This is a genomic window from Enterococcus sp. DIV1368d (assembly GCF_050542975.1).
GTDB lineage: Bacteria > Bacillota > Bacilli > Lactobacillales > Enterococcaceae > Enterococcus_D > Enterococcus_D casseliflavus.
This window is the reverse complement of the sequence record NZ_CP172939.1, coordinates 405454-422713: the sequence shown is the minus strand read 5'-3', so window position 1 is coordinate 422713 and position 17260 is coordinate 405454. Positions and strand designations below refer to the sequence as shown.

21 protein-coding genes are annotated in these 17260 nt (G+C 42.5%); 4 read left to right on the top strand and 17 right to left on the bottom strand.

Annotated features, from left to right (window positions below; translation table 11 throughout):
* Positions 1-94 precede the first annotated feature (94 nt).
* Entirely contained in the window at positions 95-955 is an 861-nt protein-coding gene (locus IGJ44_RS02015; RefSeq protein ID WP_074535337.1) for an AAA family ATPase, read from the top strand.
* A gap of 57 nt (positions 956-1012) precedes the next feature.
* Here the strand turns inward: IGJ44_RS02015 and IGJ44_RS02010 are convergent, their stop codons facing one another.
* The 6 genes from IGJ44_RS02010 to IGJ44_RS01985 form a co-directional block, all read right to left on the bottom strand.
* Positions 1013-1303: a hypothetical protein gene (locus IGJ44_RS02010; protein ID WP_225582108.1), complete on the bottom strand. Its 291-nt coding sequence runs from the start codon at positions 1301-1303 to the stop codon at positions 1013-1015.
* A 154-nt stretch (positions 1304-1457) separates the two neighbouring features.
* The gene (locus IGJ44_RS02005) at positions 1458-2210 is read right to left on the bottom strand and encodes a class II aldolase/adducin family protein (RefSeq protein WP_010748701.1); all 753 of its coding nucleotides are present in this window, start codon (positions 2208-2210) and stop codon (positions 1458-1460) included.
* A 17-nt stretch (positions 2211-2227) separates the two neighbouring features.
* Positions 2228-2479, bottom strand: a complete 252-nt coding sequence (locus IGJ44_RS02000; RefSeq protein ID WP_008376154.1) for a hypothetical protein — start codon at positions 2477-2479, stop codon at positions 2228-2230.
* Between the two features lie 28 nt (positions 2480-2507).
* Complete coding sequence (locus tag IGJ44_RS01995) at positions 2508-3899, bottom strand: PTS galactitol transporter subunit IIC (protein WP_074535340.1); 1392 nt, start codon at positions 3897-3899, stop codon at positions 2508-2510.
* 36 nt (positions 3900-3935) lie between these two features.
* Positions 3936-4235 (bottom strand): PTS sugar transporter subunit IIB, encoded by a 300-nt coding sequence (locus IGJ44_RS01990; RefSeq protein ID WP_005227245.1) that lies wholly within the window; start codon positions 4233-4235, stop codon positions 3936-3938.
* Between the two features lie 20 nt (positions 4236-4255).
* Complete coding sequence (locus IGJ44_RS01985; RefSeq protein WP_060792379.1) at positions 4256-4717, bottom strand: PTS sugar transporter subunit IIA; 462 nt, start codon at positions 4715-4717, stop codon at positions 4256-4258.
* 281 nt (positions 4718-4998) lie between these two features.
* Here IGJ44_RS01985 and IGJ44_RS01980 point away from each other — a divergent pair, with 281 nt between their 5' ends.
* Both IGJ44_RS01980 and IGJ44_RS01975 read left to right on the top strand, forming a co-directional pair.
* Complete coding sequence (locus tag IGJ44_RS01980) at positions 4999-5760, top strand: DeoR/GlpR family DNA-binding transcription regulator (RefSeq protein WP_005227243.1); 762 nt, start codon at positions 4999-5001, stop codon at positions 5758-5760.
* Positions 5757-6713 carry a 1-phosphofructokinase family hexose kinase gene (locus tag IGJ44_RS01975; protein ID WP_430606058.1) on the top strand — a complete coding sequence of 319 codons (957 nt, stop codon included), beginning with the start codon at positions 5757-5759 and terminating at the stop codon, positions 6711-6713. Before IGJ44_RS01980 ends, IGJ44_RS01975 begins: the two co-directional genes overlap by 4 nt.
* 123 nt (positions 6714-6836) lie before the next feature.
* On the opposite strand, the gene mnmA is transcribed toward IGJ44_RS01975, so the two are convergent.
* The gene (gene mnmA, locus IGJ44_RS01970; RefSeq protein WP_074535342.1) at positions 6837-7955 is read right to left on the bottom strand and encodes a tRNA 2-thiouridine(34) synthase MnmA; all 1119 of its coding nucleotides are present in this window, start codon (positions 7953-7955) and stop codon (positions 6837-6839) included.
* Between the two features lie 414 nt (positions 7956-8369).
* Between mnmA and IGJ44_RS01965 the strand changes: the two genes are divergently transcribed.
* Positions 8370-9083 carry a C39 family peptidase gene (locus tag IGJ44_RS01965; RefSeq protein ID WP_430606057.1) on the top strand — a complete coding sequence of 238 codons (714 nt, stop codon included), beginning with the start codon at positions 8370-8372 and terminating at the stop codon, positions 9081-9083.
* Between the two features lie 85 nt (positions 9084-9168).
* On the opposite strand, the gene IGJ44_RS01960 is transcribed toward IGJ44_RS01965, so the two are convergent.
* From IGJ44_RS01960 to IGJ44_RS01915, 10 genes are all read right to left on the bottom strand, one after another.
* Positions 9169-9687, bottom strand: a complete 519-nt coding sequence (locus IGJ44_RS01960; protein ID WP_005227237.1) for an Asp23/Gls24 family envelope stress response protein — start codon at positions 9685-9687, stop codon at positions 9169-9171.
* A gap of 56 nt (positions 9688-9743) precedes the next feature.
* Positions 9744-9938, bottom strand: a complete 195-nt coding sequence (locus tag IGJ44_RS01955; protein ID WP_005227236.1) for a DUF2273 domain-containing protein — start codon at positions 9936-9938, stop codon at positions 9744-9746.
* An 11-nt stretch (positions 9939-9949) separates the two neighbouring features.
* Complete coding sequence (amaP, locus tag IGJ44_RS01950; protein ID WP_060792382.1) at positions 9950-10513, bottom strand: alkaline shock response membrane anchor protein AmaP; 564 nt, start codon at positions 10511-10513, stop codon at positions 9950-9952.
* Between the two features lie 205 nt (positions 10514-10718).
* The gene (locus IGJ44_RS01945) at positions 10719-11324 is read right to left on the bottom strand and encodes a metallophosphoesterase (RefSeq protein WP_005227234.1); all 606 of its coding nucleotides are present in this window, start codon (positions 11322-11324) and stop codon (positions 10719-10721) included.
* A 41-nt stretch (positions 11325-11365) separates the two neighbouring features.
* Positions 11366-12211 carry an aldo/keto reductase gene (locus tag IGJ44_RS01940; protein ID WP_074535344.1) on the bottom strand — a complete coding sequence of 282 codons (846 nt, stop codon included), beginning with the start codon at positions 12209-12211 and terminating at the stop codon, positions 11366-11368.
* Positions 12212-12388: 177 nt separating this feature from the next.
* Positions 12389-12730 (bottom strand): DUF1831 domain-containing protein, encoded by a 342-nt coding sequence (locus IGJ44_RS01935; protein ID WP_005232263.1) that lies wholly within the window; start codon positions 12728-12730, stop codon positions 12389-12391.
* A gap of 68 nt (positions 12731-12798) precedes the next feature.
* Entirely contained in the window at positions 12799-13938 is a 1140-nt protein-coding gene (locus IGJ44_RS01930; RefSeq protein ID WP_074535345.1) for a cysteine desulfurase family protein, read from the bottom strand.
* Positions 13939-14137: 199 nt separating this feature from the next.
* Positions 14138-15091 carry a mannose-6-phosphate isomerase, class I gene (manA, locus tag IGJ44_RS01925; protein WP_170920124.1) on the bottom strand — a complete coding sequence of 318 codons (954 nt, stop codon included), beginning with the start codon at positions 15089-15091 and terminating at the stop codon, positions 14138-14140.
* Positions 15092-15136: 45 nt separating this feature from the next.
* Positions 15137-16153 carry a serine hydrolase domain-containing protein gene (locus IGJ44_RS01920; RefSeq protein WP_167826652.1) on the bottom strand — a complete coding sequence of 339 codons (1017 nt, stop codon included), beginning with the start codon at positions 16151-16153 and terminating at the stop codon, positions 15137-15139.
* A gap of 199 nt (positions 16154-16352) precedes the next feature.
* Positions 16353-17174: a VOC family protein gene (locus tag IGJ44_RS01915; RefSeq protein WP_015508862.1), complete on the bottom strand. Its 822-nt coding sequence runs from the start codon at positions 17172-17174 to the stop codon at positions 16353-16355.
* Positions 17175-17260 lie beyond the last annotated feature (86 nt).

Below are 17260 nucleotides of genomic sequence, written 5' to 3'. Positions count from 1 at the left end.
ATCAAACAAGATTTATTTTAACCTCGTAAAAAAAATTTGTCTGCGATGGATATGCTACAATAATGACAACCACGAAATTGCCAGGAGGTGCCCCATGTATCTCGAACAAATCACTTTTCCCGATCAAGAGACCGAGTTTGATTTTTTCCTTTCCATCAAACGAACCGTTTATGATTCTTACTACCCTTTTCAGATTCTCAGTGCCCGCCTTTTTCAGCAGATCGATTTTGAACCGGTCACGATCTTATATGGCGGCAATGGTTCTGGCAAAACCACCGCATTGAACGTGATTGCCGAAAAGATCCACGCGCAGCGCTTTGCTGCGTATAATCGCTCGAATTTTTTCGAGGACTACTTAGCCTACTGTACTACTGGCAGCATCGTCGAACCGCAAGAAAAAGTACTTTTGACCAGCGATGATGTCTTTGATTACATGCTGGCTATTCGAAACTTGAATCAAGGGATCGATCATCGCCGAGAAGAAGTATTCCAAGAATACTACCAAGCAAAGTATGCGGACTTTCGTTTCACGGGTTTTGACGACTACCATGAATTGAAGAAAATCAATCTTGCACGATCCAACACACAGTCCAAATTCACCCGCAAGCACTTGATCGACAATGTCCGAGAATATTCCAATGGTGAAAGTGCCTTTCGCTTCTTTCAAGAAAAGATTCGTCCCAACAGCCTTTACTTATTAGATGAACCAGAAAATTCTCTTTCTGCTGAGCGTCAGCTGGAACTGGTGCAGTTACTGGAAGATTTTGTCCGCTATGAACAGTGTCAATTCATTATTGCTACCCATAGTCCTTTCGTTTTATCTTTAAAGGAAGCCAAAATCTATGATTTGGATCAAACGCCCGTCGATGTTCGGAAGTGGACCCAGTTAGCCAGTGTCCAGCAGTATTACCGCTTTTTTCAAGCACACCAAGCCGAATTTGATGATCGATCATGAGCAAAGCAACCCAGTTTCCGCCAAAGATTTCTTTTGGCGGCTTTTTTTCCGTCGCACTCACACAAAGACCAAAATCAAATTGATCAGCGCAATACAGAAGGCGACCACTCCCGCAATTTTGCCCCACTTGACTTCTGCTTGGTTATACTGATCGGAATGCCCCGCAATCTGAGAGGACAAAAAGTAGAACTTTTTAAAAACAAGCAAATACCCGGCTAAACCCAATAGTACGGCTAAGGCAAGATGGTTGATTTGGCTTGAAATGACCTGAGTCTGATGAAGCATCACCACCCCTACGACACTAACGACAAACCCCCATTTCATGAGATTGGCTTTGGTACGATTCATGCTCCTCCTCCTTTCTTTTAAAAATGCCAATGCATCAAAAACATTCATTTTCTATCTAAATTATAGCATAATTTGACTAAAAAAATAAAATCCAAGAACTCGTAAACGAATGTTCTTGGATTTTTATCAATCGAAAAAGATGATTACTTGCTGGCTAATCACCACCAGCAAAAATTTCTTCTTTATTATAAATCGGTGTATGTTTTTTCAAGTCTTCAAGGGTTCCTACTTGTCTCCCTTTGGAGTAAAAACCATCTAACAAGCCTAAAGATTGGAAAATCGTTTGCTTATAGGCAATTTCCGCATTCCATTCCGTGGTATCTAATATTTGCAAAGCTTTATGGATTGCTTCGATGCCAGATGCTCCTGGCGCACTGATCAGTACCCCATGACTGTTGAGGAGCAACATATTCGGTAAGGCGAGTTGTTCTTTTTTCATATAATCAGAAACTAATTCTGCTAATTCTGGTGAGCAATTAGGTTCAAAGTCTAGTACAGGAATATAGCCAATTTTTTGGGTCGCTTCCGTTAAGTTAGGCATATCCAATCCGGCGGTTGCCCAAAACATCGAGTGAGGAGAATGGGCATGTAAGACTGCTTTTATCGCTGGATTCGTATCATAAACCGCTTCGTGTAAGTTGATTTCTCGTGTCAGCTGACCTACCCCATCAATCACCTTTCTCGTATGAGGCTCAACGACTAAAATCTGGGCTGGTGAGACTTCTCCTAAATAGGCTTCTGACATCATAGTTGGTGTCATAATAATGTATTCTTTTCCAGTTTCATCGGTTGTTTTAAAAGAAAAATTACCGCCTGCAACATTTGTATTCTTCCTAGTAAAAATCAATTTTACGATTCGTGCTAAATCTTCCCGTTCTCTTTCAAAAATCATCCGTCCATCTGACATATTCAAGACCACCTTTTTTATTTTTCAAACGTTTTGTTGCGTAAGATTGTTTGAACAGCTTCTCTTACTTTGGCTGCTTCTTCCTCTTTTTTCTTTTTCCGTTCATCATATTCTTTAAAAAGTACTGGACTGCCATATTTATACACACAGACTGCTAGACCAATCGCTACGACATTAAATAGGTACTGTTGTGTCACCAAAGCTAAGAGATAGCAGCCAATTGCTAGAAAAAGAAGCAATTGCCATTTTATTTTTTCGCTCTTTCCCATTCCTGTCGCCCTTTCCTTTTTGAAAATATTAGCCATTCGTCGCACGCACATGCGTCGATTGGGTCCCTTGTTCTTCATATCTTTGACTTGGTACCTTTACCTTACTCATATATTTATACAACCAGACAAACATTGCGATAAACACAACGGAACCGACGATACCCAAGATATTTCCTTTAAACGCTTCTGCAAATAAAATTCGAAATTCTGGTCCTTCGATCGAAGACCAAGTGATTTGCTGCCCTTTTTGTATCCCTTCTACTGCGCCGGTTCGATCTGCTAAGCCCGTTAAGATCGGCGTCAAATACGTAGCTGCATATAGATAGATTGGCATCGAAATAACCCCCATGATCAGCATACGAACCAAGTTTCCGCCGGTAAGCAATAATCCACCTACTGCGATCGAATAGTTAATGATTCCTGCTAAAGGCAACACAGCATTTCCTGGCAAGATGATGGCATAGCCAATAAATACAGGTACCAACAAGATAGCAGTGACCCAAATCTCAGAGCGACCAGCTAATACAGGCCAATCTAACCCAATGTAAACTTCCCGATCTTTAAAGCGTTTTTTCATCATTTCCGACATTGCATCAGCAAGTGGTGAAAGGGACTGCATAAACATTTTTGAGATCATTGGGAACAAAGCCATTGCCGTCGCGATTTGAATAGCTAAATTCAATGAACCTGACACGCCATAGGCTGCGGCTAACCCCAAGCCTAAGCCTATGAGAAAGCCCATCACCGAATTTTCAGAGAAGATGCCGATTTTCTTTTTTAAGGCTTTGGTATCGGCACGTCGATTAAAGAAAGGAATTTTATCCATAATCACATTGATCGGTAATAAAAGTACTGCTGAAATATTCATCAAGTGGGTCACTGTTACTAAAGGAATACCAGTCAAGTCCTCAATGTGGCGTTGGAACATATCCCCCATCTTAAGTTCCAAGATAACCTGTACGACGGCGGTGATAAACCCAGCAAGTAAACTCCCACTGATAAAGTAGACTAGATAGGCAGTCAGCGCTTTGCCCCATACATTCCACATATCGACATTCAACGTCTTGGTCCAGTTCAAAATCAACATGACAAAATTCACACCAAGAACGACGGCAAAGAAAACAAATGCATAAGACCATGACCAGGTGATACTTGCTGCTCCTGTCCAACCTAAATCTAGCGCAGGCAAGTTCAAGCCAGTATTTTTCGCCAATGCTTCGGAAGCTGGACTAACTGCATTTGACATAAAGCCGATGACCATCGACATCCCAGTAAAAGCAATACCTAACGTGATCGCAGACATAAAGGCTTTTTTGAATTTCATCCCTGCAACCAAGCCTAGGATTAAAATGATTAGCGGCACAAAAATAGCGGAACCTAAACCTAAAATATAATTGATAATGTCTTGAAATACTTGCATTTTTTTCACTTCTTTCTTTTGATAGGATGTTTTGTGCTAGCCAATCAATTCTTTGATTTCTTCATAAATCGTATCCATACCCATACCTGTAAGAAACGGAATTCCAGCAAAAACGTGTACACCTAGCTCAGCCGCTTTTTCCAATACTTCATCATCTGGCTGTGCAACATACACATAAATTCCTGTCGACGGCAATTCGTTTTGGATCGACTTGTAATCAACTGCTTCAACGGGGAAATCGATCCCGTCATCTTCAAGCATCCCAGCAATTTTACTTGCGATCGTTTGACTTGTTGCAACGCCACTTCCACATGCTACGATCAATCTTCTTTTCATCTTGAATCCCTCCAAAAATTTTATTTTGTATACTGTGTAACTAATTGATAAATTGCCTGTACTTCTTGTGTCCCAATGAATGCCTTTACAAATCCTTCATCCATAAATAATGCCATTAACGATTGCAGTAAGCCGACTTGCTCTTTTGGTTCTTTGATCCCTAGAAAAAAGAGATTCTTGACCTGCATTTCTTGACTGTCACCCATTTGCTTCATCTTCACCTCGTTTTTCAGACGCACGATCGCTATAAAAGGCTTTTCGACATACGCTGGTTCTGAATGAGGCAAGCCAATATTCAAATACTGTGTAATCAGCCCAGTTGGAAAGGCTTGTTCTCTTGCTAGTAATCCTTCTACATACTGTTCATTCACAAAACCTTGTTCCTGTAATCGTTTGGCTATCTCTTCAAATAGCTCTTTCAACTCCTCTCCTTCCACGTCGAGAAAAATCAGCCTTTCATCAAACATGCTCGTATAGCCCACCTATTCTTCCTCCTTGTTCAACTTTAATGATAAACATTGTTAAACTTTGTTATAATGTGTTTTACAATGTAAATATACAATAGTTAATTTTTCTTGTCAACGCTTTCTTTTCGTATTTTTTCCAAACTGGTTACTTTTATCGACACATAAAATTATCAAACTTTAACAAAGATGAACATTTATCCTTGCTTTTTCCAAAAGTAAATGCTATTAATTAATGTATAAAGAAGACAGTTGAAAAAGAAACTTAAAAAAATCGTTAATCAACCAGAGGTGAAACTATGTTAAAGAAAGAACGGCAAGAAAAAATTCTAGCGCTAGTGAATCAGCACGATTACTTATCCATTGCAGAAATAGCCAAAACATTAGACGTTTCCGATATGACCATTCGTAGAGATATTACAGAGTTAGCGAATCAATCTTTATTGGTAAAAATCTATGGTGGCGCCCAAAAACTCGAAAAAATCGAACACGAGCTTTCTACTCAAGAAAAAATCGATACGAATGTTGCTGAAAAAAAATTCATTGGAAAAGTGATGAACAGTATCATTTCAGACAACGATACTATCTATATCGGTGCTGGAACTACGATGCTTCACGCTTTACCTGAACTAAAAAAAGCAAACTTATTCGTGATCACAAATAGTTTGCTTGCTTTTAATTATTTGATTTACAACACAGACTATCGTGTCTTATTGACAGGCGGAGAATTTTCCCGCACGACGGAAGAATTTTATGGGGAAACGGCAGAGAAGAGTTTTGAAAATTTAAATATCGATATCGCTTTTGCTGCTACAAATGGGATCTTTGAAAATAATATCACCACTGCGAATCTTGTTGAAGGTTCGATTCAACGAGTCGCTTTCAAGCATTCCCGCAAAAAATGCATCGTTGCGGATAGTTCCAAGTTTAATCGCTCCGACGTTTACACCTTTTACTCACTTTCAGATATCGATTATTTGATCACTGATGATAAACTTTCTGAGACTACTTTTGAGTATTATCGCTCCTTTACAGAGATCCTCAAGGAGGAACAAAAATGATTTTAACCATCACAATGAACCCTTCCATGGACTACAACTATTTGGTTCCTTCGTTGAAATTGGATCAAGTAAATCGGGTAGATAACCCACATACATCGATTGGGGGAAAAGGTATCAATGCTGGCAGAGTCATCGCACAATCTGGGGAAGACGTTTTATTGACAGGTATTTTAGGTGGACCTGTAGGCAAAACGATCCTTGATTCTTTACTAGCCGAAGAACGTTATGTATTGGATTTCCTAACCATCGATGGTAATTCTCGCAATGCGATCACGATCATGCATGACGATAACACCCATACAGAGCTAGTAGAAAAAGGACTTTATCTATCGGAGAAAAACGAACAACTTTTTTACCAACACCTTGCAGCATTAATTGAACAACATCCCATCACGGTCGTCTGTATTTCTGGATCAGTAAATTCTGATAATGGGCATTTTCACGATCAATTGCTTCAATTCATCCGTAAGACATTAGGTGAGCAGGTACCAATCCTCATGGATATAGCAGGTGAACAACTAAAAAATTGTTTGACTCACACGAATGCTCGTCCGAATTTTATTAAACCGAATCAACAGGAATTGGAAGAGCTAATAGGTCAAAAATTACATTCATCTCAAGACATTTTCTCTGTCTTAGAAAGCACTCTTTTCGAAGGAATCGACACCGTCATGATATCTCAAGGCGGCGATGGGGCAATCGTTAAACATCAGTCGACTTTTTATAAGATCGAGATCCCTAAAATCGCCATCGTTAATACGACTGGCTGTGGCGATTCAACTGTTGGTGGCATGGCTGTTGCATTGAATAAACAGTATCCAATGGAACAAGCATTGACCTATTCGATGGCTTGTGGCATGTCTAATGCGCTTTCGAAAACAAACGGTACGATCAATCCTGCACAAGTCGCTACATTTAGCGAACAGATCCACCTTTTCAAGATCAAAGAATAATCGGCTACCTATTTTTTGGTTCTCTTGATTACGCAAAACATTCGTTGGTACAAATAAAAAAAGCCCTAGCTAAGTGCAACTGATTGGTTCAGTGTTCTTAGCTAGGGCTGATTGTGTTAGTGGTTAAACATATTGTAATTCTTTGGCTTCTTTATAGGCTGCATCGATCAAACCGCCGCCCAAGCATTCCACCCCGTCATAAAAAACGACTGCTTGTCCAGGAGTGATGGCGCGGACTGGTTCGTCAAAAATCACTTCTGCTCGATCTCCATCTAATAGACGCACCGTTACCGGTACATCTTGTTGACGGTAGCGGAATTTTGCTGTGCATGAAAATTCTGTGCCGCGGTCTTGTTCTGTAGTAAAGTGGATTTGGCTTGCTTCCAAGCGATCTGCATACAATGCGGGGTGATGGAATCCTTGTCCCACATACAAAGTGTTGGTCGCTAAGTCTTTTCCTACTACAAACCATGGTTCTTGGGTAGCACCGCCGCCGCCAATGCCTAAGCCTTGACGTTGTCCGATGGTGTAGTACATCAAGCCATCGTGTTGTCCTTTGACTTCGCCATCTAATGTAACCATATTGCCTTTTTTCGCTGGCAAGTAATTACTCAAAAATTGTTTGAAATTCTTTTCTCCGATAAAGCAGACACCCGTGGAATCTTTTTTCTTGGCTGTTGCTAGACCGGCCCGTTCAGCGATCGCTCGTACTTCTGATTTTTCCATGCCGCCTAGTGGGAACATGGTTTTGCTCAATTGTTCTTGTGACAATTGGCTTAAGAAATACGTTTGATCTTTGTTGTTATCCACGCCTCGCAACATATGAGTCACGCCGTTTTCATCAACGGTCACTTGCGCATAATGGCCAGTTGCTACATAGTCGGCACCAAGATCCATCGCATAATCCAAAAAGGCTTTGAACTTGATTTCCTTGTTACACATGACATCTGGATTTGGCGTCCGTCCGGCACGGTATTCTGCAAGAAAATATTCAAATACACGGTCCCAATATTCTTTTTCGAAATTCACTGAATAATAAGGAATCCCGATTTGCGCAGCCACTTTGGCTACGTCTTTGTAGTCTTCTGTTGCGGTACAAACACCGTTTTCATCGGTATCATCCCAATTTTTCATAAAGATCCCGACAACATCATACCCTTGTTCTTTCAGCAAAAGTGCTGTTACTGACGAGTCTACCCCGCCACTCATTCCAACCACCACACGGGTGTTTTCGTTAGACATGATCGTTTCACCATCATTTCAATTATAGATTCTGAAATCATCTACGATTTGAAGGTCGCAACTTTTCAGTAATTTGCATTATACAACAAAACACAAAAAAGTTCACTGTTTGCTGTCTTTTCTTATAAATTCCTTTTTTAGAAAAGTCATCTGGAGGATACCCGCTGTCCGTTCTTCCCCCCCATTCAGACCAATAGAAGAAGCGCTGCTTTTTGTGTATCTTATCGATAGCCGTCCAAACGACTCCCATTGTTCAAAGACAACTAGATAAGCGAATGCTAAGAAGCCGCATTTTACCTTTTAAACAGTCGTTTGTCATAAAATCGTATGGAATTCTTCAGGAAATGTAGAAATGCCGCTATCAGAAAAAGACTATACTTCTCTTAGATATTACTTTACGAGGAGGGGCATTTCATGAGATCACACACAGGGATATCGAAAACTAGGAGAAACGACGGAAAGAAAAGAAAGAGCCTTGCGCTACTACTTTTTCTCATCGGTGGTATTTTTGTCATTCATTACGTGATTGATCAGGTCAGGGATGCTGAATTTGATCAGACAGCGCTTGTCTCAAAAGAGTTCACTCGCCAAGCCAATCAAGCGATTCAACAAGCGATGGCAGACACGCAGCAAGTGCCGTTGATTGTACAAACCGATCAACGCTGGGGCAATAACACATATGGATATGGAGAAACGCAAAATACGTTTGCAGCAAACGGGTGCGCTATTGCTTCTTTAGCGATGATCGATTCTTTTTGGACGGATCATCCGTCGAATCCTGACAAACTATTAAAGTGGGCTGGCGATCAATTTTATCTTCCCAAACAAGGAACGAGTTGGCAAATCTTTCCTCAGTTTGCCGAAGCTTTTGGTTACCAATTTGCCGATTTAGGAAGTTCCTTTGCGGCTGCCTATGAGAAAATGACACAAGGCATCCCCGTTGTGGTCTCGGTTCAAGCAGGAACCTTTACGACCTCAGGACATATCATGGTATTGGCTTTGAACAAAGAAGGAGCGATTCAAGTATTCAATCCTAATGATTCCCCCGAAAAAGCCCATTATGAGAAAAGCTATCCTAACGATGTCTTTCAAGCAGAAGGAATCCATTATTGGAGCTTTTGGCTTTGATGTTCTGACCGGCTGAAGCTGCAAAAACACGCCATTTTTGCGACAAAAAAGACTAGCCGAAGCTAGTCTTTTGCTTATCTTGCTATTATTGAACGCGTGGTTCGTTGTTTTCTTGAATACGCGTCGTTGTCCGGTTGAAGGCACCTTTGGCTTTACGTGTTTGTTTTGACGCAAAGTCGCCAGTTGTTTCTGCCGCACTGCTTACTTTGTCTTGAACTGTTTCAGAGTCTTTTTCGAATTGTTCACGTGTTTTGACATCTGCTACGTTCACGTTTACTTCGATGACGTCTAAATTCGTCATTTTGTTGACTTGTGTTGAAACAACCTCTTTGATTTGGTCGTAGATCGTGGTCATGTCGCTGCCGTATTCTGCAACGATATCAAGATCGACTGCTACTTGTTTTTTCCCAACTTCAACGTTGATCCCTGAAGTCACATCATCGGTGTTGACTAATTTACCTGCAATATTTGAGAAGAAACCGCCATCGACTGTTAAGAGTCCGTCTACAGATTCTAATGCAATGCCTACGATTTTTTGAATCACTTTATCTTCGTAAGTTAATTCTCCTTTAACACCTGTTGTTGGTTTTGTTTGGTTTTCCATCGTACATTCCTCCTACTATAATCTTGATATAAATTAAACTAATAATGTTACCAAAGTTAACGGCGCGGTCTTTGAAATTGTTCAAAGAATCCGACTTCTTTGAGATAAAATCCCAGATACATACCTAGTGCCGTAAACAGCACCAGCAGTATGGTTTTCAAAAAGCCGATCGTTAGAAACAGGATCGCTAGGATCAAACCGAAACCTGCAAAGATAAGCGGGATCTTATAGTGGTAGAACCATTCACTCATACCTGTTCCTCCTAAACTACACGCGGCTGGTCATGGGCTGCTGGCGTTTCTTGCGTATCTTTTAAAACAACTTCCGTTTGGATATTGCTTTCGATACCGAAAAGCTGCTGCAGACTGCTGCTGATCTCACCAACCAATGCTTCTTGTTTTTGCGGGATGGCTGCTGTTTGTTTCATTTCTCCATCGATTTTTACGGATACTTTATTCTTGACGATTTTGATTTTTACGGATGGCTGATGGATGAAATCTGCTTGTTTCACCCGTTCAAGCACAAAATGCTCTAACGCCTTCTTCTGAATCACTAAATCGCCTGTCTTATGGGAAATGATCAAGCGGTCCGAACGTTTTGGATAAAACAAAACGACAAAGAGCGCGATCACGGTAAAAATGGCAAAGCCAACAGATAACCAAAAGAGCAGCATACTCATGGAAGATCCGACCCAAGGATATTCATCCAAAGGAATCAAGTAAACAGGCAATGAAGCCGCTTGCTGATTGGCGATGATCCCAAAATAAAAGACAAGTAAGAGTAAAAGCAATCCGATGATAAAAATCACTTTAGAAATCTTACGCATTGGCAACCTCCTTTACTGCTTTCTACTTAAAGCATACACATTTCTTAAATATCCATCAAATAATAACTCTTGGAATCGATTATTTTTTACATATAAAGTTTATTTTTATCAAAAAAATTTCCTTAATCAAAGCTTGCTGTCAAAGTCATCACAAAAAAAGCAAGCCGCCCAAATCTGTTTGGACGCTTGCTTTTTTTGTTATCTGTTAACGAGCCAGCTTAGTAAGTTCTTGTTGTTTTGCATGATACAACACCGCCAGTTCATTTTCGGAAACTGGCCGACCAAAAGGACGCGGCTGTGGCAGAAACGCCAATTCTGGTGCATCGACTCCTACGTTGAGATTCTCAGCGATCGGTACACTGTGATGATGAATATGCCCATGCAGATTACGGCTGTTTTTGGTGATCCCCAGCAGCATAGGATAATGGGTCAGTATAAATTGCTGATGAGCAAACTTCAGCAAGACACCGACATCTTCAAACGCATACTTTTCGGCTCCCAAACAACCAGGATCATGCTTGCGCAAGTACGCAAAGAAAGCTCGGGTATCATGATTGCCTTTGATAAAAACGATTTTGCCCTGCAGCTGTGCTAACAGCGCAGCAATTTCTGGAAAGCCCGCTTCGTAATCAGGGTGCATCGCGACATCCCCTAAATGATAGACGACATCTTTATCCGCAACGACCTCATTCCAGCTGGCGATCATCGTTTCATGCATTTGCGTCACTGTCTCAAAGGGGCGTGGGGCAAAGTCATTGTCCCCGAGCAAGGCTGCATGAAAATAGTGGGTATCAGACGTAAAAAATTTCATAGTCGCTCCTTACCTTGGTGCTTTTTCTGTGATCAGCGTCTTTAAATCATCGCTAGCGGCTGCTTTTTCGTCGGTGCAGGAAACCGCGCATCGATTGCTGCCAATTCGCTTTGGGAAAAAACGATTTTGCAAGCTTCAATGTTCTGCAGCATATGCAGCGAGTCACTGGTTTGGGGGATCGCTAAGACGTGGGGTTGTCGAAGGGTCCATGCCAAAAGCAGCTGAAAGATCGTGCAGCCTTTGGCTTCTGCCAGCTCTTTCAACACTTCATCATTTTTGAAGTGGTGCCCTAGCCGATCGCCTTGAGCAATGGGTGAGTAGGCAATCACAGGAATCTCAGCCTCTGCCTGCCAAGGCAAAAGATCGTATTCGATCCCCCGGGCACCTAAATTATAGAGTACTTGGTTGGCGGCACATTGATCGCCGTTTTCTAACCGCAACAGCTCCTCCATATCTGCCACGTCAAAATTAGAGACGCCCCATGCGCGAATTTTTCCAGAGGCTTTGGCAGCTTCTAGTGCGTCAACTGTTTCTGCTAACGGCACATCTCCTCGCCAGTGGAGCAGATACAGATCAAGATAGTCGGTGCCTAAACGCGCTAAGCTGCGGTCTAAAGCTTTCGGCAATTCATCTGCGGAGGCATTCCAGGGATAGACTTTTGAAATCAAATAAAGATCCCCTCGTGTAAAGGGCTGGATCGCCTTGCCAACTAGCGTTTCTGCGTTTCCCTCGCCGTACATTTCTGCGGTATCGATGACAGCCGCTCCAGCTTTGATGCCCGCTTGCAACGCATCGATCTCGGCTTTTTCCTTGGCTGGGTCATCCCCCATATGCCAAGTCCCCATGCCGACGGCTAGCACTGATTGCTTGTTTAAGGTTCGTTTCATCTTGATTCCCTCTTTCTCGTCTTAACTCATCCTGTTCCTGCGAACACCTAGGGTTTGTTTTCTATAGTATAAAAAGAAACCGCCAAAGATACAAAAGAAGTGTATCAATCCCATGCCTGCTTGGCGGAGTGACACACTTCTTGCCTTTTGAATGATATAGCTGCTTTTGGCAAAAGCTTACGCTTTGACAAACAACCCGCGGCTGATAAAACCATCCATTAAAAAGTAAAATTTTTCTTGCAGCATTTTGTGCTGTTCATCTTTGAAAATGTTGACTGCTTTTAACCCATTGGCTGTCGTGATGGACATCTTGAAGGTTTGCAGATCTTTTGCAACAGTGATTTTTAATTTAAAGCCTTCTTTGCTTTGGGGTGTTGCTTCAAGGCCGCGAATCAATTGGAAGTTGCCGCCGTTCGTTTCTGTAAAGCCATTGTCCCGCAACGTATATTTTTTTGCTTCAGGAGCAATGCGGTATTGGGTTGCTGCGCCTAAAACGGTTGCTGTTGTTTCAAATGCCATGTTCTTCACCTCTTTAACATCATTTCTTTCATTATAAATAGTTTTCAGCGAGATTGCTAGCTGTTCTCCTACTTTTTCGTTGCTAAGACAGTTTCTGCTAATAGCAGAGCAAATGCTTCGATTTCCGCCAATGTGTTGCCATAGCCAAAGCTGACTCTGACCGATTCCCGAATAGCTGGATGCTCTTTGCCCACCATCGCTTCGAGCACATGTGAGGGTTCAACATTGCCCGCCGTACAAGCGCTGCCTGTCGAGATCGCAGCCCCTTTTAAGTCCAATTTCATCAGCAGCAAGTCACTGCTGACACCTGGGAAACGCAGATTCAAAATATGCGGCAATTTGTGTGCTGGATCACCATTCAACTGAACATCGACGCCTTGTGCTGCTAAGGTCTCCATCAGTACATCGGCAAACGTTTGATATTGTTCCGCCGCTGCTTGCTGCGCTTCGGGGGTATGCAAAGAAGCTGCTTTGGCCATTCCCATGATGGCTGCTAAGTTTTCCGTCCCTGCTCGCCGTTTTTCTTCTTGCTCGCCGCCATGGAGTAGCGCAGGCAGCGTCAAGCCATCTCGTTTATACAAAAAGCCGATCCCTTTTGGTCCGTTGATTTTGTGAGCAGAAATGCTTAGAAGATCAATACTGTTTTCATTGATTTCAAGCGGGATCTTGCCATAAGCTTGCACGGCATCGGTATGAAACACGGCGGGATGCTCCCGTAAAAGGGCCCCAATTTCTGCAATCGGCAGCAAATTGCCCGTTTCATTGTTTGCCGTCATTATGGATACTAAAATCGTATCGGGACGTAAGGCAGCCTCAACTTCACTGACGGCCAACTGCCCCTTTTGATCTACGGGCAAATAGGTCACCTCAAAGCCTAAGCCTTCTAAATAGCGCATACTCTCAATGACCGCCGGATGTTCGATCTGGGTCGTAATGATATGTTTGCCTTGTGCTTGTTTGCTAAGGGCTGTACCGATGATTGCTGTATTATCACTTTCGGTACCACCACTATTAAAAATGATCTCATGTTCTTTGACTCCTAGCTGCTGAGCGATCGCTTGACGAGCCAATTCTAATTGGGTGTGGGCGTCTCGACCATAATGATGAATGCTTGATGGATTGCCAAAAAATGTCTGCATCGTTTCACTCATCACTTTGATCACTTCTGGATGCAGCGGTGTCGTTGCTGCATGATCTAAGTAAACCATTCTTTTCACCTATCCTTCATTACTGCCATTATAACAAATCTTCCTCAGACGTCTATCGTGAGTGTCCATACGAAAAAACCTGTCAGTCAAAAGCGGAAAAATCGCCAATGATGACAGGCAGCTGAACGAGTTCAGCCTTACGAAAAATCAGGAACGTGTGCTGTTTTGCTCGTGCGGATCACGTCACTTACTGATCGTTTTATTTTTTTCCAGGTTCAGAGGCAATGACAGTCAATTCACCAACCAATTCCCATTTCTTGATCGGGTTTGGCAAAATGCAACTCGTGCCCATTTTTAGTTCATAGGAATGACCGTCGATCATCAAATGCCCATACCCATCGATCACGGTCATCAAGGTATAATCGGCCTTTTGTGCCAACGATAATTTTCCACGTACTTCCCACTCATACACATTGAAAAATGGCGTTTCAAGATAGGTAACAACTGCTGATTGTCCTTGTTTGACCTCACGGATCGATAATTCTGGCGTCCGTGCAGGAATCGTCGTCACATCGATCGATTGTTGGATATGCAGCTCCCGAGTTTGTCCTTGATCATCGGTACGATCATAGTCGTACACCCGATAAGTCGTATCCGAGCTCTGCTGGGTTTCCAAGATCATGATCCCTTTTCCAATGGCATGGATCGTTCCACTTGGCACATAGAAGAAATCGCCTTTTTTCACAGGGACTTTTGTTAACAAATCATCCCAACGACCCGCTTCGATCATTTCCGCAAGTTCTTCTTTGGTTTGTGCATGGTGGCCATAAATGATTTCCGCACCTGGTTCGGCATCAATGATGTACCAGCATTCCGTTTTCCCTAATTCCCCTTCATGGGCTAACCCATACGTGTCATCAGGATGGACTTGAACGGATAGATCATCTTCCGCGTCTAAAATTTTAATTAATAATGGAAAGACTGGTTCGTCTGAATGACCAAATAGTTCTTGATGGTCTTGCCAAAGATCCGCCAATGTTTTGCCTTTAAACGGACCATTTTCAATGACGCTCACCCCATGAGGATGCGCACTGATCGCCCAATCTTCACCGATCTTGTCGCTCGGTAAATCAAAACCAAAAACAGAATGCAGGCGACTGCCGCCCCAAATTTTTTCTTGAAAAACAGGTTTCATAAACAATGGTTCCATAATTGTTCCCCTCTCTAGTTGTTCGTGCATATTATAGCATGAATCCGCTTATTCGGCAGTTTCTTTTAAGTAACATTGCAGGATTTCGTCACGATGACCCAAATAGCTTTCTCGATGATCCACTGGATGGACCCGATTCGATAAGAAAATAAACGCTTTTTTGTTAGGGATATCTACTGCGAGAAACGTGCCTGTATAGCCTGTATGAAATAATTGATACGGTGCACCTAACAAGTCCCAACCATAGGTGCGAGGCTTTGTGCTTTCAGGTGTCTGCCTGTGAGCCAGCGCCTGCATGACTTTTTCTGAGAAAAACGGCGCTCCTTGCTGCTGACCATTTGCCAGTAACAGTTGAACGAAAAGCGTCAAGTCATCCACGGTAGAAAACAACCCTGCGTTGCCGGCATGGTTTCCCAACACTCGTGCCTTAGGATCATGGGTGATTCCTCTAAGGATGCTGCCGTCTGGCAGCTGCTGGGTAGGAACGATCATTGGCAGCTGTGAGGGAGGAAAAGGCGGAAAGCCGCTGTTCTTCATGCCTAAAGGCGTCAAGACTTCTTCTTGAAAAATCTCGGTCACTGGTTTTTGATACAGCTCCTCCAATAAAAAGCCCAGCAAAATCGTCCCAGTATCCGTATAGCTGACCGTTTGACCGATCGTATCACTGCTTTCAAGCTGCAAATACGCCTTGCGCAAGGCAGCAGCATCCAATTGGTCTCGATGAGGAATCCACGTGTTGATGGCTGCCGTATGCGTCAGCAAGTGCTTGATCGTTACCCGATCGTCTTTAAACGCTGGCAGCCAACGAGTAAGCGGCGCCTCCATCTCGATTTTTCCTTGATCCCACAATTTTAACAGAACACTCGTTGTACAAACGACTTTCGTCAATGAGGCTAAATCAAACAAATGATCTTTCGTCATAGGTTCGGTTTTCGGAAGAAGCGCTGCCTGTCCGAATACATGGGTCTCTTGGGTTTCACCAGCGATAAAACGCAGCACCGCTCCTGGGAAAACGGTCGGCATTTTTTCTTGAATGAGCTGTACTGTTTTTGGGTACATTGTCATCGTTCCATACTCGCTCCTTTCAGGCTTGTCTTGCTTCTAACTTTAGCACTTTTTAGCAGCAAACAAAACTCGTTATCCTCTTTTTTCCTCCAACTATCCGCCTCGATCAGCTAGTCGATTCGCTTGCTTGGTTTCTTAGTCATCAAAAAACATCGACTACTCAAAAGAGTTTCCGATGTTTTTTCTTATCTATTTGGATTTATTTTTTAACGATAAACCACCATTCGATACCGATCGCATCGTAGGTCGTCAACAACTTCCGTTTTTTGTCGATGAAGAACTCTTGGTTCTTCTCAGACAAGTGCTTTTCCAATGTATCGATATCTTCTTGACTGATGGAGATTTTCAAGAAGTCTAAGCCAAGCACCTCATGGGTCGGCAAATCGATCGTACCACCTTGTGCTTCAGTCAAGCCGACTTGGAAGTCACCATCATTGAGGATAAATTCCTTCGTTTCGGCTTCTTTTGTTTTCAATCCTAAGCTTTCTTCTAAGAAAAGCTGCTCTTTGGCTAGATCACTGACGTTTAAATACAGCTTGCCAAAATGAGCTTCTTTTGATAAGCCAGCCGCTTTTGCAGGTGCCGCTTTGATCAATTCTGCTTCGTCTTTTGGTACCGCAGTTCCTGCGGGTGCTGTAAATAAGACTTCAATTTTGTTCCCTTCTGGATCAGCTATAATAAAGCCTAATTGATTCGCTTCATAACGAGCTTCTTCGAAAGCAATCGCTTTTTGTTGGGCATTGCTCGCGATAGTTGCCGCTTCTTCTAATGAGGATACGGCTAAGACGATGCGCTGCATTTTTTTGATCTCGCCGAAGTGATCGTTGGCACGCGGGCTTTCTTCCAACCATAAAACTTCTCTATCTAATCCTTTTAGACCAAAGATGGCCAATTCATTTTCTTCTCTTTTCAACTCAAAACCAAGTACATCCCGATAAAAGGCAATCGCTTGATCACGGTCTTTTACCCGGATTGCAACAGTCAGCAACTTCGTACTGCTCCCCAATAAGAAATCTGTCATTGTTTCTCCCCCTACTTACATATGTACTCATTGTACTGATAAAACGAAATTCTAGCAAATGAAATCCCTACCTATTTTATTCTTTT

Excerpts from the sequence above, each read along its gene's own strand:
- IGJ44_RS02015 (WP_074535337.1), top strand. The coding sequence starts at position 95 with ATGTATCTCGAACAAATCACTTTTCCCGATCAAGAGACCGAGTTTGAT.
- IGJ44_RS02010 (WP_225582108.1), bottom strand. The coding sequence starts at position 1,303 with ATGAATCGTACCAAAGCCAATCTCATGAAATGGGGGTTTGTCGTTAGT.
- IGJ44_RS02005 (WP_010748701.1), bottom strand. The coding sequence starts at position 2,210 with ATGTCAGATGGACGGATGATTTTTGAAAGAGAACGGGAAGATTTAGCA.
- IGJ44_RS02000 (WP_008376154.1), bottom strand. The coding sequence starts at position 2,479 with ATGGGAAAGAGCGAAAAAATAAAATGGCAATTGCTTCTTTTTCTAGCA.
- IGJ44_RS01995 (WP_074535340.1), bottom strand. The coding sequence starts at position 3,899 with ATGCAAGTATTTCAAGACATTATCAATTATATTTTAGGTTTAGGTTCC.
- IGJ44_RS01990 (WP_005227245.1), bottom strand. The coding sequence starts at position 4,235 with ATGAAAAGAAGATTGATCGTAGCATGTGGAAGTGGCGTTGCAACAAGT.
- IGJ44_RS01980 (WP_005227243.1), top strand. The coding sequence starts at position 4,999 with ATGTTAAAGAAAGAACGGCAAGAAAAAATTCTAGCGCTAGTGAATCAG.
- IGJ44_RS01975 (WP_430606058.1), top strand. The coding sequence starts at position 5,757 with ATGATTTTAACCATCACAATGAACCCTTCCATGGACTACAACTATTTG.
- mnmA (WP_074535342.1), bottom strand. The coding sequence starts at position 7,955 with ATGTCTAACGAAAACACCCGTGTGGTGGTTGGAATGAGTGGCGGGGTA.
- IGJ44_RS01965 (WP_430606057.1), top strand. The coding sequence starts at position 8,370 with ATGAGATCACACACAGGGATATCGAAAACTAGGAGAAACGACGGAAAG.
- IGJ44_RS01960 (WP_005227237.1), bottom strand. The coding sequence starts at position 9,687 with ATGGAAAACCAAACAAAACCAACAACAGGTGTTAAAGGAGAATTAACT.
- IGJ44_RS01955 (WP_005227236.1), bottom strand. The coding sequence starts at position 9,938 with ATGAGTGAATGGTTCTACCACTATAAGATCCCGCTTATCTTTGCAGGT.
- amaP (WP_060792382.1), bottom strand. The coding sequence starts at position 10,513 with ATGCGTAAGATTTCTAAAGTGATTTTTATCATCGGATTGCTTTTACTC.
- IGJ44_RS01945 (WP_005227234.1), bottom strand. The coding sequence starts at position 11,324 with ATGAAATTTTTTACGTCTGATACCCACTATTTTCATGCAGCCTTGCTC.
- IGJ44_RS01940 (WP_074535344.1), bottom strand. The coding sequence starts at position 12,211 with ATGAAACGAACCTTAAACAAGCAATCAGTGCTAGCCGTCGGCATGGGG.
- IGJ44_RS01935 (WP_005232263.1), bottom strand. The coding sequence starts at position 12,730 with ATGGCATTTGAAACAACAGCAACCGTTTTAGGCGCAGCAACCCAATAC.
- IGJ44_RS01930 (WP_074535345.1), bottom strand. The coding sequence starts at position 13,938 with ATGGTTTACTTAGATCATGCAGCAACGACACCGCTGCATCCAGAAGTG.
- IGJ44_RS01920 (WP_167826652.1), bottom strand. The coding sequence starts at position 16,153 with ATGACAATGTACCCAAAAACAGTACAGCTCATTCAAGAAAAAATGCCG.
- IGJ44_RS01915 (WP_015508862.1), bottom strand. The coding sequence starts at position 17,174 with ATGACAGATTTCTTATTGGGGAGCAGTACGAAGTTGCTGACTGTTGCA.